Source organism: Robiginitomaculum antarcticum DSM 21748 (genome assembly GCF_000365025.1).
Taxonomy (GTDB): domain Bacteria; phylum Pseudomonadota; class Alphaproteobacteria; order Caulobacterales; family Maricaulaceae; genus Robiginitomaculum; species Robiginitomaculum antarcticum.
The window spans coordinates 1,134,222-1,156,734 of sequence record NZ_KB823011.1 but is presented as its reverse complement, the minus strand read 5'-3'; the positions used below and the strand labels follow the sequence as shown (position 1 = coordinate 1,156,734).

The following is a 22,513-nucleotide window of genomic DNA, read 5'->3' as shown; positions in this document are numbered from 1 at the left end:
AAATCTATTATAATGGGGAGCGACTTTAAAATAAACGAAAACTTGGTCAATCAGCTCTCGCTCTTGGCCACCGGAAGCAGCTGCGTCGCTTTGGGCGGGCTGACAGGCGGCGCGGTGATCGCATTTGGGGTATTTGCAGCTCCTGCGGTCGGTATTGGAGCCTGGGGCGTGTCCAAATGGATGAAACGATATCAGACGAAAGACCCGAAATCCTATAGAACCATTCAAAAGATTAAATCCCGCATTAATGAAACACTCGCTGGCGATAGCCGTTTCGCCGAAATGGACAATGACGCTCGCGAATTTGCAGATAAATACCTTTCCAAACTCCTATCAGATTATTGGCCAGCCCCAAAAATGATTGTGGAACTCGCCAGAGATATGGATGGCTTTCCTAAGGCTATAGCGGACCATATTTTAGACGAAATTAATGGAGCAAATTTAAGCGGCGTTCCTGACCACTTTTTCGAAGACGGTGACGCCAGAGATTACGCTGAAAAAATTATTACGATAGCGCTAAATTCAAGTTTGCAGGATGCAGATTATTTCAAGACGCTCCAACCGGAAATTCTGATGCAGAATTTAAAGCTCACGGGACAAATTAAGCGGGATGTTGGTGCCTTCATAGAAAAACTCGCAGAGCTTAAACATTATCTCGGTGAGAAACTTGATCGCATTGAGGACAAAGTCGACCAAGTTCTGACCATTTTACGTGATGGGAAAACGGCGTCTCAATACGAGCAAGACTACGTCGAAAAAACAGTTAGAGAAATGCTCTCCTCAGAAAGGCAGGCGACGCAGGACGCCGTTAAAGCAATTATGGCGGACCCGCCAAACCCTGTTGCGGCCACAAATCGGTTGAAACAAGCCATTGCGGAGCAAAGCGATGCCCGTGCTGAAGCCACGAGCAATGAAATCGAAATGTGGCAAGAAATTGCGACAATCAATTACTTCATTAATGGGGAAGAGGCCGTAAAAGCCTATAATCGTATTATTGATCTTGACCCAAATGATGCAGAAAGCTGCAATCAACTCGGAAACTTACAACTTCGTCTGGGCGATCTGGATGCGGCGTTAAGCGCGTATAAGAGAGTTCTAAAAATTGCAAACACGCGGGACAATGATGAATTACACGCGGTGAGCTTCGGCAATATGGGCATAGTGGCACAGACGCGCGGGGACCTCGACGCGGCGATGGACTATTACGGCAAAGCCTTGGCCTTACATGAAGCGCTCGGCAGCAAAAAAGGCATGGCCGCTAATTACGGCAATATGGGCAATGTGGCACAGACGCGCGGGGACCTCGACTCGGCGATGGACTATTATGCGAAATCTCTGGAAATTGAAAAAGCCCTAAACCGCAAAGAAGGCATGGCCTCTGATTACGGCAATATGGGGAATGTGGCACAGATACGCGGGGATCTCGACGCGGCGATGGACTATCACAGCAAAGCCTTGGCGCTGAATGAAGCCCTCGGGCGCAAAGAAGGCATGGCCAATAATTACGGCAATATGGGCAATGTGGCACAAATACGTGGGGATCTCGACGCTGCGATGAACTATTACGCCAAAGCCATGGCGCTGTATGAAGCCCTCGGCAGCAAAGAGGGCATGGCCAATCAATACGGCAATATGGGCATAGTGGCAAAGACGCGCGGGGATATCGACGGTGCGATGGATTATTACGGGAAAGCCTTGGAGCTTAATGAAGCCCTCGGACGAAAAGAAGGCATGGCCAATAATTACGGTAATATGGGCAAAGTGGCAGAAACGCGCGGGGATCTCGGCGGCGCACGGGGATATTGGCAAAAATCCTTGAATTTATTTACTGAAATTGGGGCGGGGCCTCAAATTGCACTGGTTGAGAGCTGGCTCAAGACGTTAGACACTTAATCCCACTGCAAGCCCACGTCTTCGTCAAGACATTCATCCTCACGGCTCTTCACGTTAAACCATTGATTCGCTGCATTATAGCACTTTATATTAAAGATAAATCCCCGCCCTCTCCATTACCGCCTATGTTTAAACTGTTCTTTTGGTCAGGACGGGGAAGACGTTTCTTTTCTGCCACGAGACGGTATTGGATTCGGGCGAGGTGGGGTTATGGCTTACATCAAACGGGTTTGGGAGCAGACTGCGCTGTGGACTGTGACCTTAGCGAGAGCCGCGTATCGGCCGTGAGATATCGCTGCGGGGATGGCATCTTCGTAAACACTAGAAACTCTTTGGCAGCCTTCGGAGCTGCCGCCCCGCAGGCTTCCTGCTTTTTTGCGGCGCGCCGCCGCCGACCAACCCGGCGCGCATGTGGTCACCCGACGGGCCATCGCATAACGGCGCTTGGGCGTATCGTCAGCGGCGATAACCCCGCGTCTAGAAAAATGAAACCGCTGGCCAAAACATGGCCACATCGCGTCGCGCGGAGACGGGCGCGTTGACATCGTTTCATACAGGCCGCTTAGCGCCCGCAGTCTCGATCAAAAGCCGGAAAAAACTTACCTAAGCTGAGACTCTATTTTGTTTATGAAAGAATTTGGACTAAAATAGTGTATAAGACTCACCAGAATACGGCGATAAACGCGGTTCAATACAGCGACGAGGAGAAGGCCCTATGACTTATGATTCAAATCCGGTTTCGCAGACGCCCAAAAGTCGCGGCCAATCTCTTTCCAGATGGGAGAATGAAGGCGGCTTAGCGCCCCCGCCCTTACCGCAGCCCTATAAATGCACGCCGATATTTGATGAAAACACTTTGCCCGCCGGGCTGCGGAAGACGCATCGCACCAAGGCAGGCGTTTGGGGAATTATTCGCGTATTACAGGGGCGTCTGCGATACCGCATTCTGGATCCTGTATCAGAGACAGTTCTTGATATTGCCCATCCCGGGCGCGTTATGCCGGGCCAGCCGCATCTCGTTGAGCCTCTTGGAGCGATGCGCATGCTGGTCGAGTTTTACAATCACGATCCTGATATTAAGCGAGATCATAGACCCCGGCGAGCCGGGCAGAAACGCCCGTAAGACGTGAGGTGATATCGCTTAAAATACGCAAAGCGCGGGTGCTTTCACATACATCTCTCGTTAGCTCATACCCAAATCATCAAGGCAGGCATCATAATCAGCGAGCAGGGTTTTTGCGCGCGCCATAATGGCCGGGCGGGCCTCCGGGTCATTAAAGACTGTGCCGCGCCGCGCCGTGAGCGCGGTCAGGCACAAATCGGCCAGCGTGTCGGGCGACATGCCGCTATCGACGAGGCCTTTGGTCAATGCGTAAAGCTGCGTTGCGGTCACAGATGCGGGCTTGTTGCTGTCTTTCGCCGCCGTCGGGCGGTTCGCCGCAGCGTTATAAATATTGGTTTTCACCCATGTCGGGCACAAAGTCGTGACATTAATATTGTCCGGCGCGAGCTCCTGCCGCAAGGCTTCGCTATAGCCAACCACGGCAAATTTGGTCGCATGATAAGGCGCCATCCCCGGCATCGTAAAATGCCCGGCCATAGAGGCGACGTTGAGGATATGCCCGCCTTCACCGTTATCGCGGATCAGCGGCGTAAAGGCTTCGACGCCGTAGACCACGCCCATCAGGTTAATGTCGACAATCCAGCGCCAGTCTTCCAGCGCGATATCGCCGGCGCGGCCCGCAAGGCCGACGCCCGCATTATTGACGACAATATGGACTTTGCCGAAAGCTTTGAGGGTCGCATCGGCAGCGGCTTTAACTTGGTCTGGTTTGGAGACGTCACAGACAATGCGCGCCAGACGGCTCCCGCCGCCCAGATCCGCCTTGGCTTTCTCCAGCGCGCCGGCGTTAATATCCGCCATCATCACATTAGCGCCGGCCTCATGAAATTTACGCGCCAAAGACAGGCCAATGCCGCCCGCCGCGCCGGTAATAAACGCCGTCTTATTTTTAAATTCGTTCATGAGATATGTCCCTAATGTGCTGCCCTTTGCAACCTGGGTTAAATAATGTCCATAGCCGCTTTTGTATAATGGCTCTGCAAGCCGGAAGCGGCATCTATAAGGCGGCGTCAGCATGAAAGAAGCTAAGCTGTGATCTATCAGAAGAGTATTATTCAGACCGTACTTAATGCGCTGCACGAACTCTGCGGTTCATGTAATCATTTTCTCGCATTTAAAGCTGCGCCGCATTGGCGCAGCATTTGTCTTGTGTTAGGCAGACTTATGAGCCTGATCTTTAAGCCCGTTTATATGCGATTTTTGATAATGATCTGGGTCTGCATTAGCCTGATCAGCGCCGCGCCCGTTATGGCGCAAACCCCTGATACATCCGGCATTACGCCCGTAGAATCAGTGACCCCGCTACCGCCAAGCTCTACAGAAAGCGCAATCCGCGCCGCGCAGACTGCGCTGCGCAGTAATGCAGGATTAAACGAAGATCAGATCAAAGAAGCCAATGAGCTTTATAATGCCGCGCTGACGCGGTTCCAGACCATTGCGGAGTTGCGCAGCAAAGCTGCCGAAAGCAAAATATTGCGAACAGATGCGGCGGCTCGTATCCAGAAGCTGGAAGATGAGATTGATCAGGCTGAGACGCAGCTGGAAGCGCCGCTAAATATTCCTGATCAAGAGCTGAGCGAACAGGCCCTACTGAGTTATGAGCAACGCATTGCCGAGCTTGAGGCGGATGCCGAACGTCTGCGCCGCGCATTGGAAGAGCTGGAAGTGCGCCTCACTGAGGCCAATAAAGTGTCTACAGGGGGCGCGGCCGAGCGTGACCGTTTGCGCGGCGAGCTGGGACTGGTCAATGACCGCATCGCGGGTTTTGCAACCGATGGTGTCGACCCGATCGAAGAGGCCCGCCAAGCTGTCGCATTTGTCCGCCGCGCCGCTCTGGAGCAGGAGATTGAAACGCTTCTACAACGCGAACAGGCCGCGCCGTTGAGGCTGAAAATATTGCCGCTTGAGCGCCAGCTCATACGCTTGCGGCTGGCCATTACGGACCGCGAACTGACGGCTTTGCGCCAAAAAACAGGGGCGTTTCGCGCCCGCGAGATTGAAGCGCGGATTGTCAATGCACAAGCCGCCGTTGACGCCGCCGGCACTGCCCATCCCCTTGTTCAGGAATTTGCCAGAGACAATTTGGTGTTCGCCAAACAGCTTAAAACTATTGAGGCAGCTGGCGGTAATTTACCGGTTTTGCGCTCACGCCTGCAGGCCGAAACGCGGCAGATCACAAATGACCGTGAACTGGCCGAGTCTATCCTGGGTGAGTCAGATATCGGACGCAAATATGGCGGCGTCTTGCGTCAATTGCGCGATAATCTCCCCGAAGTCGGGCGGCTTAAAAATTCTGTCAGCACGCGGTCTAAATTGCGTCTGGATATTTCAATGCAGCGCGTTTTGGCGCAAAATCGACTACAGGATTTCCCCGCAAGCGGTATTAATGTCAGCGGGCTTTACGCCAAATGGAGACGCACGCATCCCGACAGCGCGCCATTAACTTCTGAGGATGAGACTCAGCTCCGCGCGCTCTATAAACAGCAGCGCGTGCTGTTAACCGAGTTGATCAGCGCCGCCGTGCGGCAAAGCAGCGAGCTGTCTGAAGTTAATGCTCTGGAATCCGAGCTGGCTAATGAGACAAATAGTCTTGTCAAATTACTCGAGACCAAGCTGATATGGCTCCCCAGCGCCGAGCCGATAAGTTTGACCTATTTGCAAGAGCTTGTCGTTTCAACGCAGCGGCTGTTTTCGAAAGACAATTTCGACGAAGTTGCCGGCGGCCTTAAAGACGGCCTTTACAGAAATCCGTTTCTAACTCTATTTCTGACTATTTTGACCATATTAACCTTGCTGGTGCGTCCCAAGCTTCGCAAACGCGTGACCCAGATGGCGCCCCATATTGGCCGTGTTCAGACTGATCAATATAGCTTTACTCCGATTGCGATTTTATCCGGCGCGGTTGCTGCGCTGCGCATAGCCCTGCCCTGTCTCATCGTCGCAATATTACTGATTAATAGCGGGGATTTCGGATTTGCGCCTCTGGCGGGCCAGGCGCTCTTGGCTGTGGGTCTTTTGGTCTTGGGACTGGAATCTTTGCGCAATTGGGCCCGCGAAGGCGCGCTGTTAGAAAAACATTTCAAAGTCAAACCGGCTTTGACCCGCAGGCTGCGGCGGAACCTGAGGTGGTTTACGCCGCTACAGGCCATTTCCGCCTTACTGGTTGTAACCTGCGTCAGCGTTGACGGGGAAGCCTCGACAGCGGCGCTGGGCGTTTTAGGCTTTATCATTGCGACCCTTTCAATGGCGTGGCTGGCTTACCGTATCTTGCTGGCCCGGCAGATGACTTATGATAATTTGCTACGCCGCGACGGCATTGTCGCTAGATACCGCAAAGTCCTTTTCGGCGCTGCGCTTTTGCTACCGCTGATTATTACCGCTCTTGCCATTTCCGGTTATTTTGCGACCGCTTTGGAAGTGCAGGGCCGGATATTACTGACCGCTGCCGTCGCGATTTTTGCCTATCTGATGTATGGTTTGTCACGCCGCAGCCTGACCATTGCGCAGCGCCGCGCCAAATTGGCCCAGCTCATGGAACTGCGCAAAAAGGCTGAGAAAGAGCGCAAGGAGCGTCAGGAGGCTGAAGAGCGCGGCGAGGACGCTCCTGCGACCGCGCCTGTCGATTACGAGACAATCGATATTGAACAGATGTCCCGCCAATCCAGTCAACTTCTAAACCTGGCCATTCTGATCGGCGCGAGCGTTATGGTATATGTGCTTTGGGCCAGTCTTCTGCCGGCGCTGACCATATTTGATACAATCGAGCTGCATCGCTTCAAAACCGGAAACATTGGAGTAGACGGGAGCGAGATCGAGACGGTTCTGACCTTATGGAGCATTATACAGGCCATCGCCTTCACTATTTTGACCATCATTGCGGTCCGCAATCTGCCCGGATTGCTCGAACTGTTCGTGCTGCAACGCACAGGTCTGAAGGAAAGCAGCCGCTACGCCATCACCACCGTTATGGGCTATATCATTATCATCATCGGCTTCCTGTTTGCATTTAACAAATTGGGTCTGCAATGGAGCAGTATGAAATGGATCGTCGGGGGTCTGTCTGTCGGTATCGGTTTCGGTTTGCAGGAAATTATTGCCAATTTCATATCCGGCCTGATTATCCTGTTTGAACGCCCGGTGCGTATTGGCGATTACGTCACGATTGGAGATCAGAGCGGAACGGTTTCGCGCATTCAAATCCGCGCAACAACACTCACTAATCTGGATAATTTGGAAATTGTTATCCCGAATAAAGAACTGATCACCGGGCGGGTGACAAACTGGACGCTGACAACCTCCATGACGCGCCTCGCGGTCAAAGTCGGCATCGCTTATGGTTCCGATACCACACACGCCCACAAAGTTATGCTCGAAACTGCCAAAGCCAATTCTAATGTTCTCAAAACGCCCGAGCCCAAGGTTTTATTTATGGGTTTTGGTGACAGCTCTTTAGATTTTGAAGTCCGGGTTTACCTTCCCAGTTTTGATCTGCGGGTGCCGATGACACATGAACTGCATATGGCGCTCAATGACGCCTTAGCGAAAGCCGGAATTACCATTCCGTTCCCGCAGCGCGATTTGCATCTTATGAGTTCAAATATTGATTTTGGCAGCGCGCAGCGACTCCCTGCGCCGGAGCAGGATGAGTCTAAAACAGGCGCCAAGCCCAAACCGGCATGATATGATATCGAAGCGTGAGATATTTCCTGCAAAAGGCATCAAATCGGGGCTAAAACCGCATAAAATAATACTATAGCAATTATAATAATATAAATGGGCTTATTGTCTCGATAGAGGTTATCACATGACCGAATATACGCCGCCGCGACCTGTCACACCGCTTATGGATATCGCGGCATCCGATCTTCTGGCTTTGCCGGAAATGAAGGGTTTGACTCCGAAGGCTGCCGCGCTGGATTTTGCGGCCGCAATGCTGGAGGGTGCCAAATCCGAACGCTTGGATATGACGCCCGCCGCCTTTGGCGCACTTTTGTCGGAAATTTTCAAAGCCAGCGCGGTCCGGATGCGCGGCGAAACTCTTATAACTTCCGTTGCTGTCAGCGCGCTACCTGCCGAGTGTAGCGCCTTTGCCGTTGTCACCGATGACAAGCCTTTCCTTGTTGCCTCTATTACCGGCGAGCTCGCCGCTCAAGCCACAACCATGGACGCGCTAATCCATCCGATCCTATCACCCGCCCGCGATAAATCCGGCAAACGCGCCCGTAAAGGTGAAGGCAAAACCGAAAGTTACATGGTTATCGTAACCCCTCGCCTAACACCGCAGGCGGCCAAGCGCGCCAAAACCGGTTTGACTGAAACGCTCGGTGATGTCTCAAAAGTCGTGGCTGATTTTGTGCCCATGCGTGCTGCTCTCCATGCCGCGGAACAGGATTTGGCCCGTCTGGACAATCTTAAAAACGGTGAAGCACGGGAATTTCTGCGCTGGCTTTATAACGGTAATTTTGTGCTCATGGGCGCGCGCCGGTTTGATTATACACATATTCTTACGGATGAAGCCGGCAATACTGAACCGGACATTATCAGCGAGTCGAATCTGGGTCTGCTCCGCGACGAGAACCTGCAGGTTTTACGCAATGCGAGCGAGCCGACACAGGTGACAAAGTCAGGTGTTATTCTGACAGAATATGATCCGGTTGTGATAGCGAAATCTAATTTGGCATCGCGCGTACACCGCCGCGTTCGCCTCGATTATATCAGCGTCAAACATTATGCCGATGACGGCGAAGTGGTCGGCGAGACCCGCTTTATCGGGCTGTTTACCGCCGCTGCTTATAACCTGCCTCCGGACCAAGTCCCGCTTCTTCGCGAAAAGCTGGCAAATGTACGCGCCCGCGCCCAGGTTCTTCCCGGCAGTCACAACGCCAAAAGCCTCGATTATGTGCTGGCGACCTATCCGCGTGATGAACTGTTCCAGATCCGCGAAGACGATCTATTACGGATTTCAATCGGAATCGTAAGTGTTCTAGACCGTCCGCGCAGTAAGCTTTTTATCCGCCGCGATCCGTTTGACAGATTTATAAGCGCCTTGGTCTTCGTCCCGCGTGAGCAATATAATACCATCCTGCGTCGCCGCATTGGACAGGTGCTTAAAGATGCTTATGGCGGGCGGGTCTCGGCATTTTACCCGCGCTATGCGGACGAGCCTGTCGCGCGCGTTCACTTTATTATCGGCGTCACGCCTTATAATCATCCCGAGCCTGATGTCGAAACGCTGGAGCGTATGATTGCGCAGATTGCCCAGCCCTGGGAGCAGCGCCTTTTAGAGCTGTCCGAAACGCGGCCTGATGTTCTGGATCCAAAGATTACAGCCCGCTTCGCCTCAGGATTTCGGTCCAATTATCAGGATAATTTCTCCATCGATGTAGCCTTGACCGATCTGGTCGAGATCAACAAACTTGGTACAATTCCCGGCGCCATGCGGATCCGCGCTTATCGCCGTAACGGTGATGACCCGCGTATTTTGCGTGCAAAGTTCTACCGCTATGAACTACGGCTGGAGCCGTCGGGAGTCATGCCGATTTTTGATCATCTCGGTCTCTATATTGTGCAGGAAACCGGCTACGAAATTCTCTCCGGCGAGAGGCGTATCTGGATACATGACTTTGAGATCCGCTTGCCCGAAGGCGCTGAGACCGCCGACGGGACACTGTTTGAAGACGGCGTTCTTGCTGTTTTATCAGGGCATACGGATAATGATCGTTTTAACGCGCTGATCATGCGCCTTGGCCTGTCATGGCGTGATGTTGCGGTCATCCGCACCATGTGCCGATATCGCGCCCAATCCGGCATGGATCCATCGGAAACCGTACAGATTGCGGCCCTGACCGCGCATGGTGATATAGCGCGTCTGTTATTTGCGCTATTTGAAACGCGGTTTGATCCGAAAATGTTTGCGGATATGGGCGCGCGGGCTGAGGCCGCTACTGCCATCGTCGCTAAAATCACGTCCGCGCTCGATACAGTCCAATCGCTGGATTATGACCGCGTCCTACGCCGCCTGTCAGATCTGTTGCAAAACACGCTTCGCACAAATTTCTATCAGCGCGATGATGACGGAGCCCCGAGTCCTTATATCAGCTTGAAAATCGCCAGCCGTGAGCTCGAAGACCTTCCCAATCCCAAGCCCTACCGTGAAATCTTTGTTTGGTCACCGCGCGTTGAAGGCCTGCATTTACGCTTCGGCCCTGTCGCGCGCGGCGGGCTGCGCTGGTCTGACCGCCGTGACGATTACCGCACCGAAGTGCTGGGCCTTGTCAAAGCCCAGCAGGTCAAAAATGCGGTCATCGTTCCGGTCGGGTCCAAAGGCGGGTTCTATCCTAAAGACCTGCCAATTGGCGGGGACCGTAATGCAATTATGGAAGAAGGCATTGCCGCCTATACGATCTTTATTTCCGGGCTTCTTGATATCACTGATAATTATGTCGGAACGGATATTGTACCGCCCCAGGACGTTCTGTGCTGGGACGCGTCCGATCCGTATTTGGTCGTGGCAGCCGATAAAGGCACGGCAACATTTTCCGATATCGCCAACGGCATCGCCATGGACAAAGGCTTCTGGCTGGCGGACGCTTTCGCGTCCGGCGGATCGGTCGGCTATGACCATAAAAAAATGGGTATTACCGCGCGCGGCGGTTGGGAAGCGGTCAAACGACATTTCCGTGAAATGGGCAAAGATATCCAGAATGAGGATTTCACCGTTATCGGCGTCGGTGATATGTCAGGCGATGTTTTTGGCAATGGCATGTTGCTCTCGCCTCATATTCAACTTCTCGCCGCGTTTAATCATCTTGATATTTTCATCGATCCGACCCCTGACGCGCAAAGCAGTTTTGCCGAACGCGCGCGCCTGTTTGCTCTGCCGCGTTCGACCTGGCAGGATTATAATGCCGAACTCATTTCCAAAGGCGGCGGCGTCTTCTCACGCGCGGAAAAGTCCATAGCGTTAACGCCACAAATCAAAGCCCTGACGGGGCTGTCCCGCAATGAAGTCACCCCCAATGAGCTGATCCATGCGCTATTGAAAACCCAGTGTGAACTGCTCTGGTTTGGCGGGATCGGGACCTATATCCGCTCCAGTCTCGAATCCGATTTACAGGTCGGTGACAAAGCCAATGATCCCGTACGCGTCACAGGCTGCGACGTGAGCGCGAAAGTTGTCGGCGAAGGCGCCAATTTGGGCGTAACCCAGGCGGGACGTATTGAATTTGCCCGATCCGGCGGACGCATCAATACCGACGCTATTGATAATAGCGCAGGCGTGGACAGCTCTGATCATGAGGTGAATATCAAAATCCTTCTGGGCGGCGCGATAGAACAAGGCGCGCTCAAAAAGGCTGACCGTAACGCGCTGCTGGAGAGTATGACCGATGATGTGGCGCGCCTTGTCCTGGCTCATAATTATGATCAGACGGGGGCCTTGTCGCGGGCGCAGCTTACGGCAGTAAATGATCATAATGCCTATGAGCGGTTTATGAGCTTGCTGGAACGCGGCGGGCGCCTGGACCGCATAGTTGAAGGTCTGCCGAGTACGGCGGAAATGCGCGCCCGGGAAGCCGAAGATCGCGGTCTGTATCGTCCTGAACTGGCCGTATTGCTGGCTTATGCCAAGATCAAATTATTTGATGATTTAATGGCCAGCGGTTTGACGTCTGATCCCTATTTGCACAAATTATTACAGGATTATTTTCCGCCCGCTTTGAGCAAATTTGACAAGGCCATGGAAACCCACCGCCTGCGCGGTGAGATTATCGGCTCGCGTCTGGCCAATTTAATTGTCGATGTCGGCGGGCCGCTCTTTATGATGCGCGCGGCAGAGCATACAAATGGGATAGTGTCTGATATTTCCAGCGCCTTTATTATCGCTTATGCCGCGCTGGACGGGCCGAATTTGCGCCGCGAAATTGCCGCGCTGGATAATGTCGTGTCTGCCAGCGCGCAATATGACGTTTTGGCCGAGCTCGCCCGCGTCATTTCCCGTATTACCGGCTGGATCGTGCGCCGTTATGAGAGCGGAGAGATCGAGCCGCGCTTGACGCCGCGCAAAAACGCGCTGGCCGATTTGGACAGTGACTGGCTTAACCTGCTCAGCTCCTATGACCGTAAACGCGCACAAGGCCGCGTCTCGCGCTTTACCAAACAGGGCATACCGCAAGAGCTGGCCGAACGCGCCGCCCTTTTGCGCAGTTACGCATCGGGCTTTGATGTTGTCGCCTTTGCCAGCGAAACCGGATGGGACCTGAAACCTGCCGCAGAGCTGTTTTACGATATTGGCGGGCGGTTTAAAATTGACCGTCTGCGCAATGCGGCCATACGCCTGACACCTAAAGATCATTGGGATCGCCTCGCTTTGCGCCGTATTACCGAAGACTTTTACGCCGTTCAGGGACAGCTCGCCTTATTGGCTGCCCGCGCACATAAAACGCGCGGCGGCAAAGCCAACGTTCCGGCCCGCAATGTTATTGATCCGTGGCTGAAAGATCATCTCGCCAGCGTAAAAGCTTACGATTCCGCCTATATGCGCCTCTCCGGCGCCGGCGGCTGGACACTGGCTAAATTTGCGCTTGCGGTGGCACAATTACAGGAATTATCGGTGGGATAATCGAGGGCTTACGCCTGCCGGATAGAGCGCCAGCGAAATCCGGTATCGCAAAGCGACGCATAATTCCACCCCTTGCCTCTACGGAATAAATTCCTATCTTTGAGTCAGATATTGATGAGCCCCTAAGGGGCGACCAAGGAGGGATGTATGAATCCGGAAAAAATGACAGCCCGCGTGCGCGCCATTGTGCAAGCGGCCCAGGCGCTTGCGCTTCAAAATAACCACCAACAGCTGGTGCCCGCCCATTTATTTGCGGCCCTGCTGGAGGAAAAAGAAAAGCTAGCGAGCAATTTGATTGCCGCGGCAGGCGGAGATAGCCTCAAAGCGGCTGCGGGCGCAGCGGGCCTGCTTGAGAAACTTCCCGGTGTGGACGGCGGCGGTGCAGACCGCCTGATCATGAGCGCGCCGGCAGGCAAGGTGCTGGCGAATGCCGAAAAGGCTGCCAAGGATGCAGGTGACAGTTTCGTCTCCGCCGAGCGGCTTTTGCTCGCGCTAACGGGCGATAAAGAGATTAACGCCGTGCTGAAAGAGGCCGGCGTGACGCCGGCGGCCTTGGGTGAAGCGATTAAAAATCTACGACAGGGGCGTAAAGTGGACAGTGAAAATGCCGAAGACGGTTATGAGGCGCTGGCGAAATATGCCCGTGATCTGACTCAGGCCGCGCGTGACGGCAAGCTTGATCCGGTCATTGGCCGCGACGAAGAGATCCGCCGCACGCTTCAGGTTCTGACCCGCCGCACAAAAAATAATCCTCTGCTGATCGGGGAGCCGGGCGTCGGGAAAACCGCCATCGCCGAAGGTCTCGCTTTGCGTATTATTAATGGCGATGTGCCGGAGTCTATTCAGGGCAAGCGCCTGCTGGCACTGGATATGGGATCGCTGATTGCGGGCGCGAAATATCGCGGCGAGTTCGAAGAGCGTCTCAAAGCCGTTCTAAAAGAAGTTGAAGCCGCTGACGGGCAGATCATTTTGTTTATCGACGAAATCCACACTTTGGTGGGCGCCGGTAAAGGTGACGGCGCAATGGACGCAGCCAATCTTTTAAAACCTGCGCTCGCGCGCGGGGAGCTGCATTGCGTTGGCGCAACCACATTGGATGAATACCGCAAACATCTGGAAAAAGATGCGGCTTTGGCGCGGCGCTTTCTGACTGTATTCGTCAACGAGCCGAGCGTCGAAGACACCGTATCGATCCTGCGCGGATTAAAAGATAAATATGAAGTTCATCACGGCATTCGTATTTCCGACGCGGCGATCGTTGCGGCGGCAACTCTGTCACACCGGTATATCACTGACCGGTTTTTACCCGATAAAGCTATCGACCTGATGGACGAAGCCGCCAGCCGCCTGCGCATGCAAGTGGACAGCAAGCCCGAAGCGCTGGACGAAATTGACCGCCGCATTGTGCAGCTTCGCATCGAAGAGCAGGCCCTGCGCAAGGAAAAAGACAAAGCCTCCAAAGACCGCCTTGAAAAGCTGTCCGGCGAACTGTCCGACCTGGGAAGCCAGAGCGCGGATATGACGGCTGCGTGGCAGGCGGAGAAAGCCAAATTAGCCGACGCAGCGGAGACCAAGGATCAGCTTGATCAGGCGCGCAGCAAACTTGCCGAAGCCGTGCGCCAAGGCGATTATGAGCGCGCAGGCCGTCTACAGCACGAAGACATTCCCGCGCTGGAAGAGCACCTCAAATTAGCCGAAGCCGCGCAGGAAGATGGCAGCGAGATGGAGACTGTCACGGCCGAGCAGGTCGCGGGGGTTGTTGCGCGCTGGACCGGTATTCCGGTGGAAAAAATGCTCGAAGGCGAGCGCGAAAAACTGCTGGATATGGAAAGCTATCTGGCCAAGCGCGTGGTCGGGCAGAGCGAGGCGGTCAAGGCCGTATCCGACGCTGTACGGCGCGCGCGCGCGGGTCTGAAAGATCCGGCCCGGCCGATCGGCAGCTTTATCTTCCTTGGCCCGACAGGCGTGGGGAAAACCGAGCTAACCAAAGCGCTGGCTGAATTTATGTTTGACGATGACGCGGCAATTACCCGTATCGATATGAGCGAATATATGGAGCGGCACGCCGTATCGCGTCTGATCGGCGCGCCGCCCGGCTATGTCGGCTATGATGAAGGCGGGGCGCTGACCGAGTCCGTGCGCCGCCGTCCCTATCAGGTTGTTTTGTTCGACGAGATCGAAAAAGCGCATAAGGATGTGTTTAATATCCTGTTGCAGGTGCTCGATGATGGACGCCTGACCGATGGCCAAGGCCGCACAGTGGATTTCCGCAATACGCTGATCGTGATGACGTCTAATATCGGCGCGCAGCACCTGCTTAATCTGGGGGACGGCGAGTCCGTGGAGAAAGCCCGCATCGGCGTGATGGCCGAGCTGGGCGCGCATTTCCGTCCGGAGTTTTTAAACCGTGTCGACGAGACGCTATTGTTTGAGCGGTTAAAGCCCGAGCATATGGGCGCGATTGTCGATATTCAGATGAAGCGTCTGCAAGGCTGGCTGTCAGACCGTCGCATCACGATTACGCTGTCCGACGCGGCGCGAAACTGGATTGGCGAGCGCGGCTATGATCCGTCATATGGCGCACGTCCGCTCAAACGCGTGATCCAGAAACAGGTGCAGGATCCACTGGCTGCGCAACTGCTCGCAGGCGATCTGCCGGACGGTTCGGCGATTAAAATTGACCTTAAAAGCGGGAAACTCATATTTACGTGATCAATTTGTGCCTTGACGTACTTTGCACTCTTTTGTACACGCTAACGCGCGTTGAGTGTGGGGCATCTCGTACACCTAAAATTTATATGGCTAAGCTAACATTGTATTAAGCAATGAAGGCTATTGACACTTGAGATAGAATCGGTTGACTTAAAATATGGTGAATTCAGTACATTCTGATACTTTCGAACCCCCGCAGCCTACCAATCTGGACATGAATTCTGTATTTCGGATTGCTGAAAATGCTGCTAAACATTATGGATATACCATAGGTGGAGATATAGTTCGAATTGTAGAGAGTTTGGGCGGTAAAATAATACTGAAAAATTTTTGGGCAGAAGGCTCTCAAGAAGCGGGGTCTTTAGATGTTATCGATCATAATGATTTTACCATTTTTATTCCTGAAGACACTTCCGAAATAAGAGATCGATTTACTATAGCCCATGAACTTGGGCACTACGTTCTACATTACTTATGGCCATTGCAAGTAAAGGGCCGCGAAAAGTTTTGTCTGCGGGCAAGTAGATATGGATCAGATCGACCCGAGTGGGAGGCAAATTGGTTTGCAGCTGCGTTTTTGATGCCTGAAGATGAGTTTAAGAAAGTAGCTAAGAGAAAAAGTAACTCTATTGAACAAATGGCTAAACACTTTGCGGTTTCCCTGAAAGCAGCTGAAACTCGTGCAAAGGTACTTGAAATTGAACTCAAGCCTTAATGAATTACCGAAGTTTTTAAGGCCATCTTTAAAAATGTTTTTAAGTGTTGATCTGATAGGATCAACAAAACTGAAACATGATGAGAACGCTCTCAAATATAATCCAGAATCAGAAAAGTCATTCGAAGCAACGAGTTCAATTTGGTTCAAAGCCCTAATTGACTTCTATTCTGGCTTTGAAGTTATGTTTGCCGAAGCATGGCGCCACGCTTTTACTGATGATGGTATAGCCGAGCCTCGCTGGCCTAACGACAAACAACCAAATCCAAGTTTATGGAAGATAAATGGTGATGAATTAATCTATGTTCTTGAGATAGTACATCCTGGGCAGATTGCGACAGCATTGTATGCTTGGAGACATGCTCTGCTTAGTTACAGACGCTTTTTACGGGATACAAAATCGCGATTGGACTTAAAGGCTACAGCTTGGATGGCGGGCTTTCCAATAGGAAATCATGAAGTGGCTTTTTGGAGTGATTTATCAGACGCAACTCCAGATTTAAGCGAGCATGCGGGCCAATATGGCCAATATTATCGTTTGAATGAATGGTACGAAGCGCAAGAGAACAACTCAAAAAGCGATTATGTGAAAGACTACATAGGCCCTGCGGTCGATACTGGATTTAGATTATCCGCTTACGCAACTGCTCATCGTTTTCCAGTATCTATGGAAATCGCATATTTTCTTTCAAAAATTGATTACGATGGCAAACCCATCGCTGAAATTGGATTAAAATATCATGGAAAGGAAAATTTAAAAGGCGTCTTGGGCGGTTCACCATATCCGATTTTTTGGATCGATACTTCTTCTCCAGATGATGAACTTGTTAAGGCAGAAAATAAATTATTGGGAACTCAAGAAAGTTGCAGTTTATTTGATGTCAGAGAATACGTTACACTTTTCTTTAATGACGAAAAAAATATTTTATTCAGACCTTTTATATATAACTGCAAGGACATTCAGTATGCAGATATTCCACAAGAATATGAGAAGAAAATATATCAAAGATTTCAAGTTTGGAAGTTAGAGAAAGAAAAACTCAAAATCCAAAACGATTTATCCCCCCCAGACGATCATGTCGAAACAAAAATAATTGATCGAAAACAAATGAAAGCTTTGTTCTCAGATAAGTTTAAAAAACTATAATTGATATTTGATAAATCTATGTCTAAGCGAGTTCAAGCTTGTCTTTATCCCCTTGCGTATTATACCGCACCATGAGCGAAAAATTGATAAAGACGGCGCATTTCGAAGATACCGGACAGCGGCTGGATAAATGGCTGGCCACGTGGACAGGGCTGTCGCGGGCCCGCGTCAAAGCTGTGCTGACCGATGGCCGTGTCAGCGTAAACGGCACAGTCGAGACCAAACCGCGCGCGGCGATACTCGAAGAAGGCGAATATATCGTCGACCTGCCCCCCCCTGCCAAAGACATCCCCGAGCCGGAAAACATCCCGATCACCATTGTCTATGAAGATGATGATCTGCTCGTCGTGGATAAGCCGTCGGGCATGACGGTGCATCCCGCGCCCGGACTTTATCACGGCACATTGGTCAATGCGCTGCTGCATCACTGTGCGGGAACGCTGTCGGGCATTGGCGGAGTTGCGCGGCCGGGTATCGTCCACCGCATTGACAAAGACACATCCGGCTTGCTGGTTGTCGCGAAATCCAATGACGCCCATCAGGGCCTGTCCAAGCAATTTGCAAAAAAAACAGCCGAACGCGAATATGTCTGTTTCGTGCGCAGCGCGCCCAAGCCGCGCCGTGGCCAAGTTGACACCCGTATTGCGCGCTCCAAAGGCGACCGCAAAAAAATGGCCGTCATTCAAATGCGCAGCGCGGAGCAAATCCGCCGTTACGGCGAGCTGCCCGAGAGCGAGCACGGCAAACAGGCTGTGACGAATTATGAGACGGTTGAGACCTACGGGCAGCAGCCGCGCGCCGCGCTCGGCACGCCGCTGGTCTCCAAGGTGATTTGCCGTTTGGAGACGGGCCGCACGCACCAAATCCGCGTGCATATGGGCCATATTGGCTGTCCGCTTCTCGGCGATCCGGTTTACGGCAAGGGCCGGGGGTTTGTCGGCAGCGAAGAGATCCTCGGCGGGCTAAAACGCCAGGCGCTTCATGCCCGCACGCTCGGCTTTATCCATCCCGTAACCCAAGAAAAGCTCTCATTTACCAGCGAACTGCCAAAAGATCTCGCTGGACTGGAAGCGCGGCTACTCGCGATATAGCGGCAATAATACGGTAAATTTAGCGCCGCTGACAGCGCCCTCATGGCCGCGGTTTTCGGCGTATATCTCTCCGCGATGCGCGCGAACAATCTGCCTGCAAATCGCCAGGCCGAGTCCGGAATGGGCGCCGAAGGCTTGGCCCTTAGCGCGCTGCGTATAAAAACGCTCAAAGATATTATCCAGATTATCCGGCGGTATGCCAGGCCCGTCATCATCAACTGTTATAACCGCCATCTCGGCGTGCTCGCCCGCGCCGCGCCGCACGCGCAAGCGCACATGTCCGCCCGGAGGCGAAAAAGTCAGCGCATTATCGATCAAATTGCGCACGACTTGTCCCAGCGCTTCGGCAACCCCGGAAATAATAATCGGTTCTCCGGCCGCATTGTCAGCCGACAGATAACGCACAGTCGGGCGGTCGCTTTGCGCCGTTTGATCATAAAGCTGCGCCATATTTTCCAGCATTTTTTCAATCTCGACAGGACCATCCGACTCGCGCGCCAGTTCGGCGTCCATACGGGACGCTTTGGCGATATCCGTAATGAGACGGTCCATACGCATAACGTCACTTTGAATAATACTGACCATTTTATCGCGCTGCGCTTTGGTCTTGGCGCTGGATAATGTTTCCGTCGCGCTGCGCAGGCTGGTGAGCGGGTTTTTAATCTCATGGGCGACATCGGCGGCAAAATTGGCAATATCGTTAATCCGGTTATACAGGCCGTCCGTCATTTCACGCAGCGTAATCGATAGATCGCCAATTTCGTCCTGCCGCCCCGACAGGTCGGGGATCGCACCGCGATTATCGGATGAGCGCGTGACGATCTGGGCCGCGCGGGCCAGACGCCGCACAGGCAGGGCGATGAACAATGTCAGCGCAAGCGACGACAATAATGCGGTGATGAGAGCCAGTAGCGCGATGGGCGCGAGTGAGGCCCGCTCGGCATCGACAATGGCCTGCAGATCGCGCGTCTCCATCGTCAGCACGCCGACCACGGCCTGCACCCGTTTGACCGGGTAATTGACCACAGCAATCAGCTCGCCTTCATCATAGCGCTCCCCCGCCACCGGCTCACCTAACAGGGCCGAGCGTATATCTTCGTTCAAATCGCGTTTTAACAGCGCGCGGCGGCGTTTGACGCTGGGAATGGCCCGCACCAAAGATTGCGCGCCGCTTTCTATGCGCTCCATCATGGATAAATTTTGTGCTATTTGGGGCGGGTTCATCGGCAAGTCTTCAACGCCTGTGCCGAGAGCGGCGCTGTCGGCGATCAATATACCTTCGTAGTCGTATAGCTGAACGCGCGTCCCATCGGGCCAATCGACAAGCCGCAGCACTTGCCGCGCATCCTGAACATTGAGCGTCGGGATCGGCCCGGTGCCTGTGGCTTCGTTGGCCAACACGGACGTGATGAGTTCGGACTGACTATAAAGGCTCTGCAATTTGGTCTGAATAAGGCCCGCGCGCACTTCGTTCAGGGTCAGCGCGCCAATCAGCAGGATCAGCAACCCGACCATATTGGACAGAAATATAGCGCGGGCCAGCGCCGACAAGCCCAGCGCGCGCAGGCGTCTGCGCGGGCCGCGGACCGTTAAAGCGGGCGCTTTGCTAGGCTTCTTTATATTTATATCCGACGCCATATAGCGTTTCGATACCATCGAAACTCTTATCCGTCTTGCGGAACTTTTTGCGCAGGCGTTTTATATGGCTGTCAATTGTGCGGTCATCGACATAAATCTGGTCGTCATAAGCCGCGTCCATCAGCTGATCGCGCGATTTCACATAGCCGGGCCGCAGAGCCAAAGCATGCAAAATGAGAAATTCTGTGACGGTGAGTTTTACCGGCTCTCCATCCCAGCTACAGGCGTGGCGGTTGGGGTCGAGCACAAGTTTAGAACGGCGGATGACTTTATCGTCGCCTTCTTGCGGCGTCGGCATTTCAACATTGGTAAGCTTGGCGCGGCGCAGCACGGCTTTAATACGCTCCCCGAGCAAACGCTGGCTGAACGGCTTGGTGATATAGTCGTCTGCGCCCATATTCAGGCCGATAGCCTCGTCAAATTCGTCGTCTTTGGAGGTGAGAAATATGACTGGTAAATTGCTGGACTGGCGCAGACGGCGCAAAAGTTCCAGCCCGTCCATTTGCGGCATTTTCACGTCAAAAATAGCAATATCCGGCGGATTTCGTGTGAGCGCTTTGAGCGCGGAAACGCCTTCATGATAGGTTCGAACCTCGTAGCCTTCGCCTTCGAGAAACATAGATACGGATGTCAGAATATTTTCGTCGTCATCCACAAGCGCGATCGATGTCATAATTTTAGCCTCCAACCTGGTTCACGCTAACCCGCCGCGCTAATCTTGCCAAGCGGGTCTGCCTTAATTTCGTAATGATGTAGTAAGGTAGGGATAGGGCGCTTTTATGACAAATATTGCCTTAATTCGGGCATTTTTATTGCGCCGTGATGCGCGCCTGCTCAATAGCCAGAGCCGTCCGTGTGGTTATGACAGGCTATGAGTCGCCGGATCAGTCAAGTTTGCGCGCCTCATCCGGCAGCATGATCGGCACGCCGCGGCGGATCGGATAGGCCAGCTTGGCGCGCTTACTGACCAATTCACAGCGGGCGCGGTCATAAGACAGCGGGCCGCGCGTCTTGGGGCAGATCAAGATTTCGAGCAGGCGCGGATCGATCTCGCGCGGGTCATCATCATCGGGTTTTACTGTGTCATTTTCATCACTCATAAGGCAGGGCTTACGCCAGAGCGGTAAAAAGCGCAATTAACAGTTTTCAAAACCTTATTTTCTTGGTTTAACGGTTAGCTAACATGCTCGGCATGTTTTTATCATAGGGGTCATATGTGATTGGTCTTGTTATCGTCACACACGGAAATCTGGCGATCGAATTACGCCGCGCGGCTGAACATGTCGTCGGGCCGCAGGAGCACATGGATACCGTCTGTATCGGCGCGGATGATGATATGGAGCGCCGCCGCGATGATATCCGCGCCGCCGTGAAATCTGTTGATACAGGAGACGGGGTCATTTTGCTGACCGATATGTTTGGCGGCACGCCGTCAAATCTGGCCATATCGCTTCTCAAGCTTGGCGCGGTCGAAGTTCTCGCTGGCGTGAACCTGCCCATGATGATCAAACTCGCCGAAGCACGCCGCACGCATAGCCTCGCTGACGCGGCGGTCAAAGCCAAAGAAGCGGGCATACGCTATATCGCCATTGCGTCCGAAGTTTTGGCCGGAGACGGATAGCGCCTAATGTTCACACCGTATACAGCCCGTGTTACACTCGTCAATAAACGCGGGCTTCACGCGCGGGCCTCGGCTAAATTCGTAGCTACGGCTAATCAATTCGACGCCGTTGTCAAAGTGACCAGTCATAATAATTGCGGCGCAGAGACCGTTATCGCCGACAGTATCATGGAGCTTTTAATGCTGGGCTGCGCCGTCGGGGAAGATCTGACCATCAGCGCTGCGGGCGTTGAGGGTAAACCCGCTTTGACGGCCTTAACAAAACTCGTTCAAAACGGCTTTGATGAAATGGATTGAGCGGCGCGCCCGCCGCGCCTGAGATTTGGGCATTGCGATGCAGCGCCGCCGCTGTTAGGACGCGCCAACTTACTTACATCATAGGGCCCAGCCATGAAAATGAACGGCAATGAAATCCGTGTCGGAAATATTATCAAGCATCAGGACACGCTCTGGGTCGCTGTAAAGGCCAATGCGGTAAAGCCCGGCAAGGGCGGGGCGTTTAATCAGGTCGAGCTGAAAAATATTTTGGACGGGCGCAAGCTTAATGAGCGCTTCCGCGCCTCTGAAACTGTCGAGCGTGTGCGTCTTGACCAAAAACCGCATAGCTATCTTTATCCTGAAGGCGAAATGCGCGTCTTTATGAATAGCGAAAATTACGAACAAATTTCTATTAGCGACGAATTTATCGGTGACGCCTGCGTATATCTGGCTGACGGTATGGAGGTGCAGCTGGAGTTTTACGAAGACCGCCCTATTGGCGTTGAGCTTCCCGAGCAGGTGACGCTGGAAATTACAGAAACAGAGCCTGTGGTCAAAGGTCAGACCGCGGCCAATTCTTTCAAGCCCGCCATTTTAGAAAACGGCGTGCGCACCTCCGTTCCGCCATTTGTCGCCGAAGGCACGCGCATCGTCGTGACGACCGCCGATGGCGCCTATGTTAAGCGCGCGGATTAA

At 53.1% G+C, this 22,513-nt stretch carries 16 protein-coding genes; 11 read left to right on the top strand and 5 right to left on the bottom strand.

Features of this window, described 5'->3' with window-relative positions:
• The first annotated feature begins 12 nt into the window (after positions 1-12).
• Positions 13-1,893 carry a tetratricopeptide repeat protein gene (locus H142_RS16185; RefSeq protein WP_083898940.1) on the top strand — a complete coding sequence of 627 codons (1,881 nt, stop codon included), beginning with the start codon at positions 13-15 and terminating at the stop codon, positions 1,891-1,893.
• Positions 1,894-2,108: 215 nt separating this feature from the next.
• Here H142_RS16185 and H142_RS17020 read toward each other — a convergent pair whose 3' ends face one another.
• A complete protein-coding gene (locus H142_RS17020; protein WP_017931099.1) occupies positions 2,109-2,438 on the bottom strand; it encodes a hypothetical protein in 330 nt (109 codons plus the stop codon).
• Positions 2,439-2,608: 170 nt separating this feature from the next.
• Between H142_RS17020 and H142_RS14490 the strand changes: the two genes are divergently transcribed.
• Positions 2,609-3,016, top strand: coding sequence for a DUF1971 domain-containing protein (locus H142_RS14490; protein ID WP_017931098.1), 408 nt, complete (start codon positions 2,609-2,611; stop codon positions 3,014-3,016).
• A gap of 60 nt (positions 3,017-3,076) precedes the next feature.
• Here H142_RS14490 and H142_RS14485 read toward each other — a convergent pair whose 3' ends face one another.
• A complete protein-coding gene (locus tag H142_RS14485; protein ID WP_033315021.1) occupies positions 3,077-3,919 on the bottom strand; it encodes an SDR family oxidoreductase in 843 nt (280 codons plus the stop codon).
• Between the two features lie 288 nt (positions 3,920-4,207).
• Here H142_RS14485 and H142_RS0105445 point away from each other — a divergent pair, with 288 nt between their 5' ends.
• The 6 genes from H142_RS0105445 to H142_RS0105420 all read left to right on the top strand — a co-directional run bounded on the left by H142_RS0105445 (position 4,208) and on the right by H142_RS0105420 (position 18,300).
• Positions 4,208-7,696 carry a mechanosensitive ion channel domain-containing protein gene (locus H142_RS0105445; protein ID WP_169331810.1) on the top strand — a complete coding sequence of 1,163 codons (3,489 nt, stop codon included), beginning with the start codon at positions 4,208-4,210 and terminating at the stop codon, positions 7,694-7,696.
• A gap of 124 nt (positions 7,697-7,820) precedes the next feature.
• On the top strand, positions 7,821-12,635 hold the full coding sequence (locus tag H142_RS14480; protein ID WP_017931095.1) for an NAD-glutamate dehydrogenase: 4,815 nt from the start codon (positions 7,821-7,823) through the stop codon (positions 12,633-12,635).
• A 147-nt stretch (positions 12,636-12,782) separates the two neighbouring features.
• Complete coding sequence (gene clpB / locus H142_RS0105435) at positions 12,783-15,347, top strand: ATP-dependent chaperone ClpB (protein WP_017931094.1); 2,565 nt, start codon at positions 12,783-12,785, stop codon at positions 15,345-15,347.
• Positions 15,348-15,561: 214 nt separating this feature from the next.
• Positions 15,562-16,062 carry an ImmA/IrrE family metallo-endopeptidase gene (locus H142_RS0105430; RefSeq protein WP_017931093.1) on the top strand — a complete coding sequence of 167 codons (501 nt, stop codon included), beginning with the start codon at positions 15,562-15,564 and terminating at the stop codon, positions 16,060-16,062.
• The gene (locus H142_RS0105425; protein WP_233341581.1) at positions 16,046-17,209 is read left to right on the top strand and encodes a hypothetical protein; all 1,164 of its coding nucleotides are present in this window, start codon (positions 16,046-16,048) and stop codon (positions 17,207-17,209) included. The genes H142_RS0105430 and H142_RS0105425 overlap by 17 nt, the downstream gene beginning before the upstream one ends.
• Before the next feature lie 71 nt (positions 17,210-17,280).
• Positions 17,281-18,300, top strand: a complete 1,020-nt coding sequence (locus H142_RS0105420; RefSeq protein ID WP_017931091.1) for an RluA family pseudouridine synthase — start codon at positions 17,281-17,283, stop codon at positions 18,298-18,300.
• Here the strand turns inward: H142_RS0105420 and H142_RS0105415 are convergent.
• From H142_RS0105415 to H142_RS14475, 3 genes are all read right to left on the bottom strand, one after another.
• Positions 18,286-19,956 (bottom strand): stimulus-sensing domain-containing protein, encoded by a 1,671-nt coding sequence (locus H142_RS0105415; protein ID WP_083898939.1) that lies wholly within the window; start codon positions 19,954-19,956, stop codon positions 18,286-18,288. The two genes, H142_RS0105420 and H142_RS0105415, sit on opposite strands and share 15 nt — an antisense overlap.
• The gene (locus tag H142_RS0105410) at positions 19,907-20,611 is read right to left on the bottom strand and encodes a response regulator transcription factor (protein ID WP_026147819.1); all 705 of its coding nucleotides are present in this window, start codon (positions 20,609-20,611) and stop codon (positions 19,907-19,909) included. Before H142_RS0105410 ends, H142_RS0105415 begins: the two co-directional genes overlap by 50 nt.
• A 211-nt stretch (positions 20,612-20,822) precedes the next feature.
• A complete protein-coding gene (locus H142_RS14475; RefSeq protein ID WP_017931088.1) occupies positions 20,823-21,038 on the bottom strand; it encodes a Trm112 family protein in 216 nt (71 codons plus the stop codon).
• A gap of 116 nt (positions 21,039-21,154) precedes the next feature.
• Here H142_RS14475 and H142_RS0105400 point away from each other — a divergent pair, with 116 nt between their 5' ends.
• The 3 genes from H142_RS0105400 to efp all read left to right on the top strand — a co-directional run bounded on the left by H142_RS0105400 (position 21,155) and on the right by efp (position 22,513).
• Positions 21,155-21,559, top strand: a complete 405-nt coding sequence (locus H142_RS0105400; protein WP_017931087.1) for a PTS sugar transporter subunit IIA — start codon at positions 21,155-21,157, stop codon at positions 21,557-21,559.
• A 6-nt stretch (positions 21,560-21,565) separates the two neighbouring features.
• Positions 21,566-21,856, top strand: coding sequence for an HPr family phosphocarrier protein (locus H142_RS0105395; protein WP_017931086.1), 291 nt, complete (start codon positions 21,566-21,568; stop codon positions 21,854-21,856).
• A gap of 93 nt (positions 21,857-21,949) precedes the next feature.
• Complete coding sequence (gene efp, locus H142_RS0105390) at positions 21,950-22,513, top strand: elongation factor P (RefSeq protein WP_017931085.1); 564 nt, start codon at positions 21,950-21,952, stop codon at positions 22,511-22,513.

Coding starts and splice junctions, on each gene's coding strand:
- efp (WP_017931085.1), top strand. CDS start 21,950: ATGAAAATGAACGGCAATGAAATCCGTGTCGGAAATATTATCAAGCAT.
- H142_RS14485 (WP_033315021.1), bottom strand. CDS start 3,919: ATGAACGAATTTAAAAATAAGACGGCGTTTATTACCGGCGCGGCGGGC.
- H142_RS17020 (WP_017931099.1), bottom strand. CDS start 2,438: ATGTCAACGCGCCCGTCTCCGCGCGACGCGATGTGGCCATGTTTTGGC.
- H142_RS0105420 (WP_017931091.1), top strand. CDS start 17,281: ATGAGCGAAAAATTGATAAAGACGGCGCATTTCGAAGATACCGGACAG.
- H142_RS0105430 (WP_017931093.1), top strand. CDS start 15,562: ATGAATTCTGTATTTCGGATTGCTGAAAATGCTGCTAAACATTATGGA.
- H142_RS16185 (WP_083898940.1), top strand. CDS start 13: ATGGGGAGCGACTTTAAAATAAACGAAAACTTGGTCAATCAGCTCTCG.
- H142_RS0105445 (WP_169331810.1), top strand. CDS start 4,208: ATGCGATTTTTGATAATGATCTGGGTCTGCATTAGCCTGATCAGCGCC.
- clpB (WP_017931094.1), top strand. CDS start 12,783: ATGAATCCGGAAAAAATGACAGCCCGCGTGCGCGCCATTGTGCAAGCG.
- H142_RS0105395 (WP_017931086.1), top strand. CDS start 21,566: ATGTTCACACCGTATACAGCCCGTGTTACACTCGTCAATAAACGCGGG.
- H142_RS14475 (WP_017931088.1), bottom strand. CDS start 21,038: ATGAGTGATGAAAATGACACAGTAAAACCCGATGATGATGACCCGCGC.
- H142_RS0105410 (WP_026147819.1), bottom strand. CDS start 20,611: ATGACATCGATCGCGCTTGTGGATGACGACGAAAATATTCTGACATCC.
- H142_RS14480 (WP_017931095.1), top strand. CDS start 7,821: ATGACCGAATATACGCCGCCGCGACCTGTCACACCGCTTATGGATATC.
- H142_RS14490 (WP_017931098.1), top strand. CDS start 2,609: ATGACTTATGATTCAAATCCGGTTTCGCAGACGCCCAAAAGTCGCGGC.
- H142_RS0105415 (WP_083898939.1), bottom strand. CDS start 19,956: ATGGTATCGAAACGCTATATGGCGTCGGATATAAATATAAAGAAGCCT.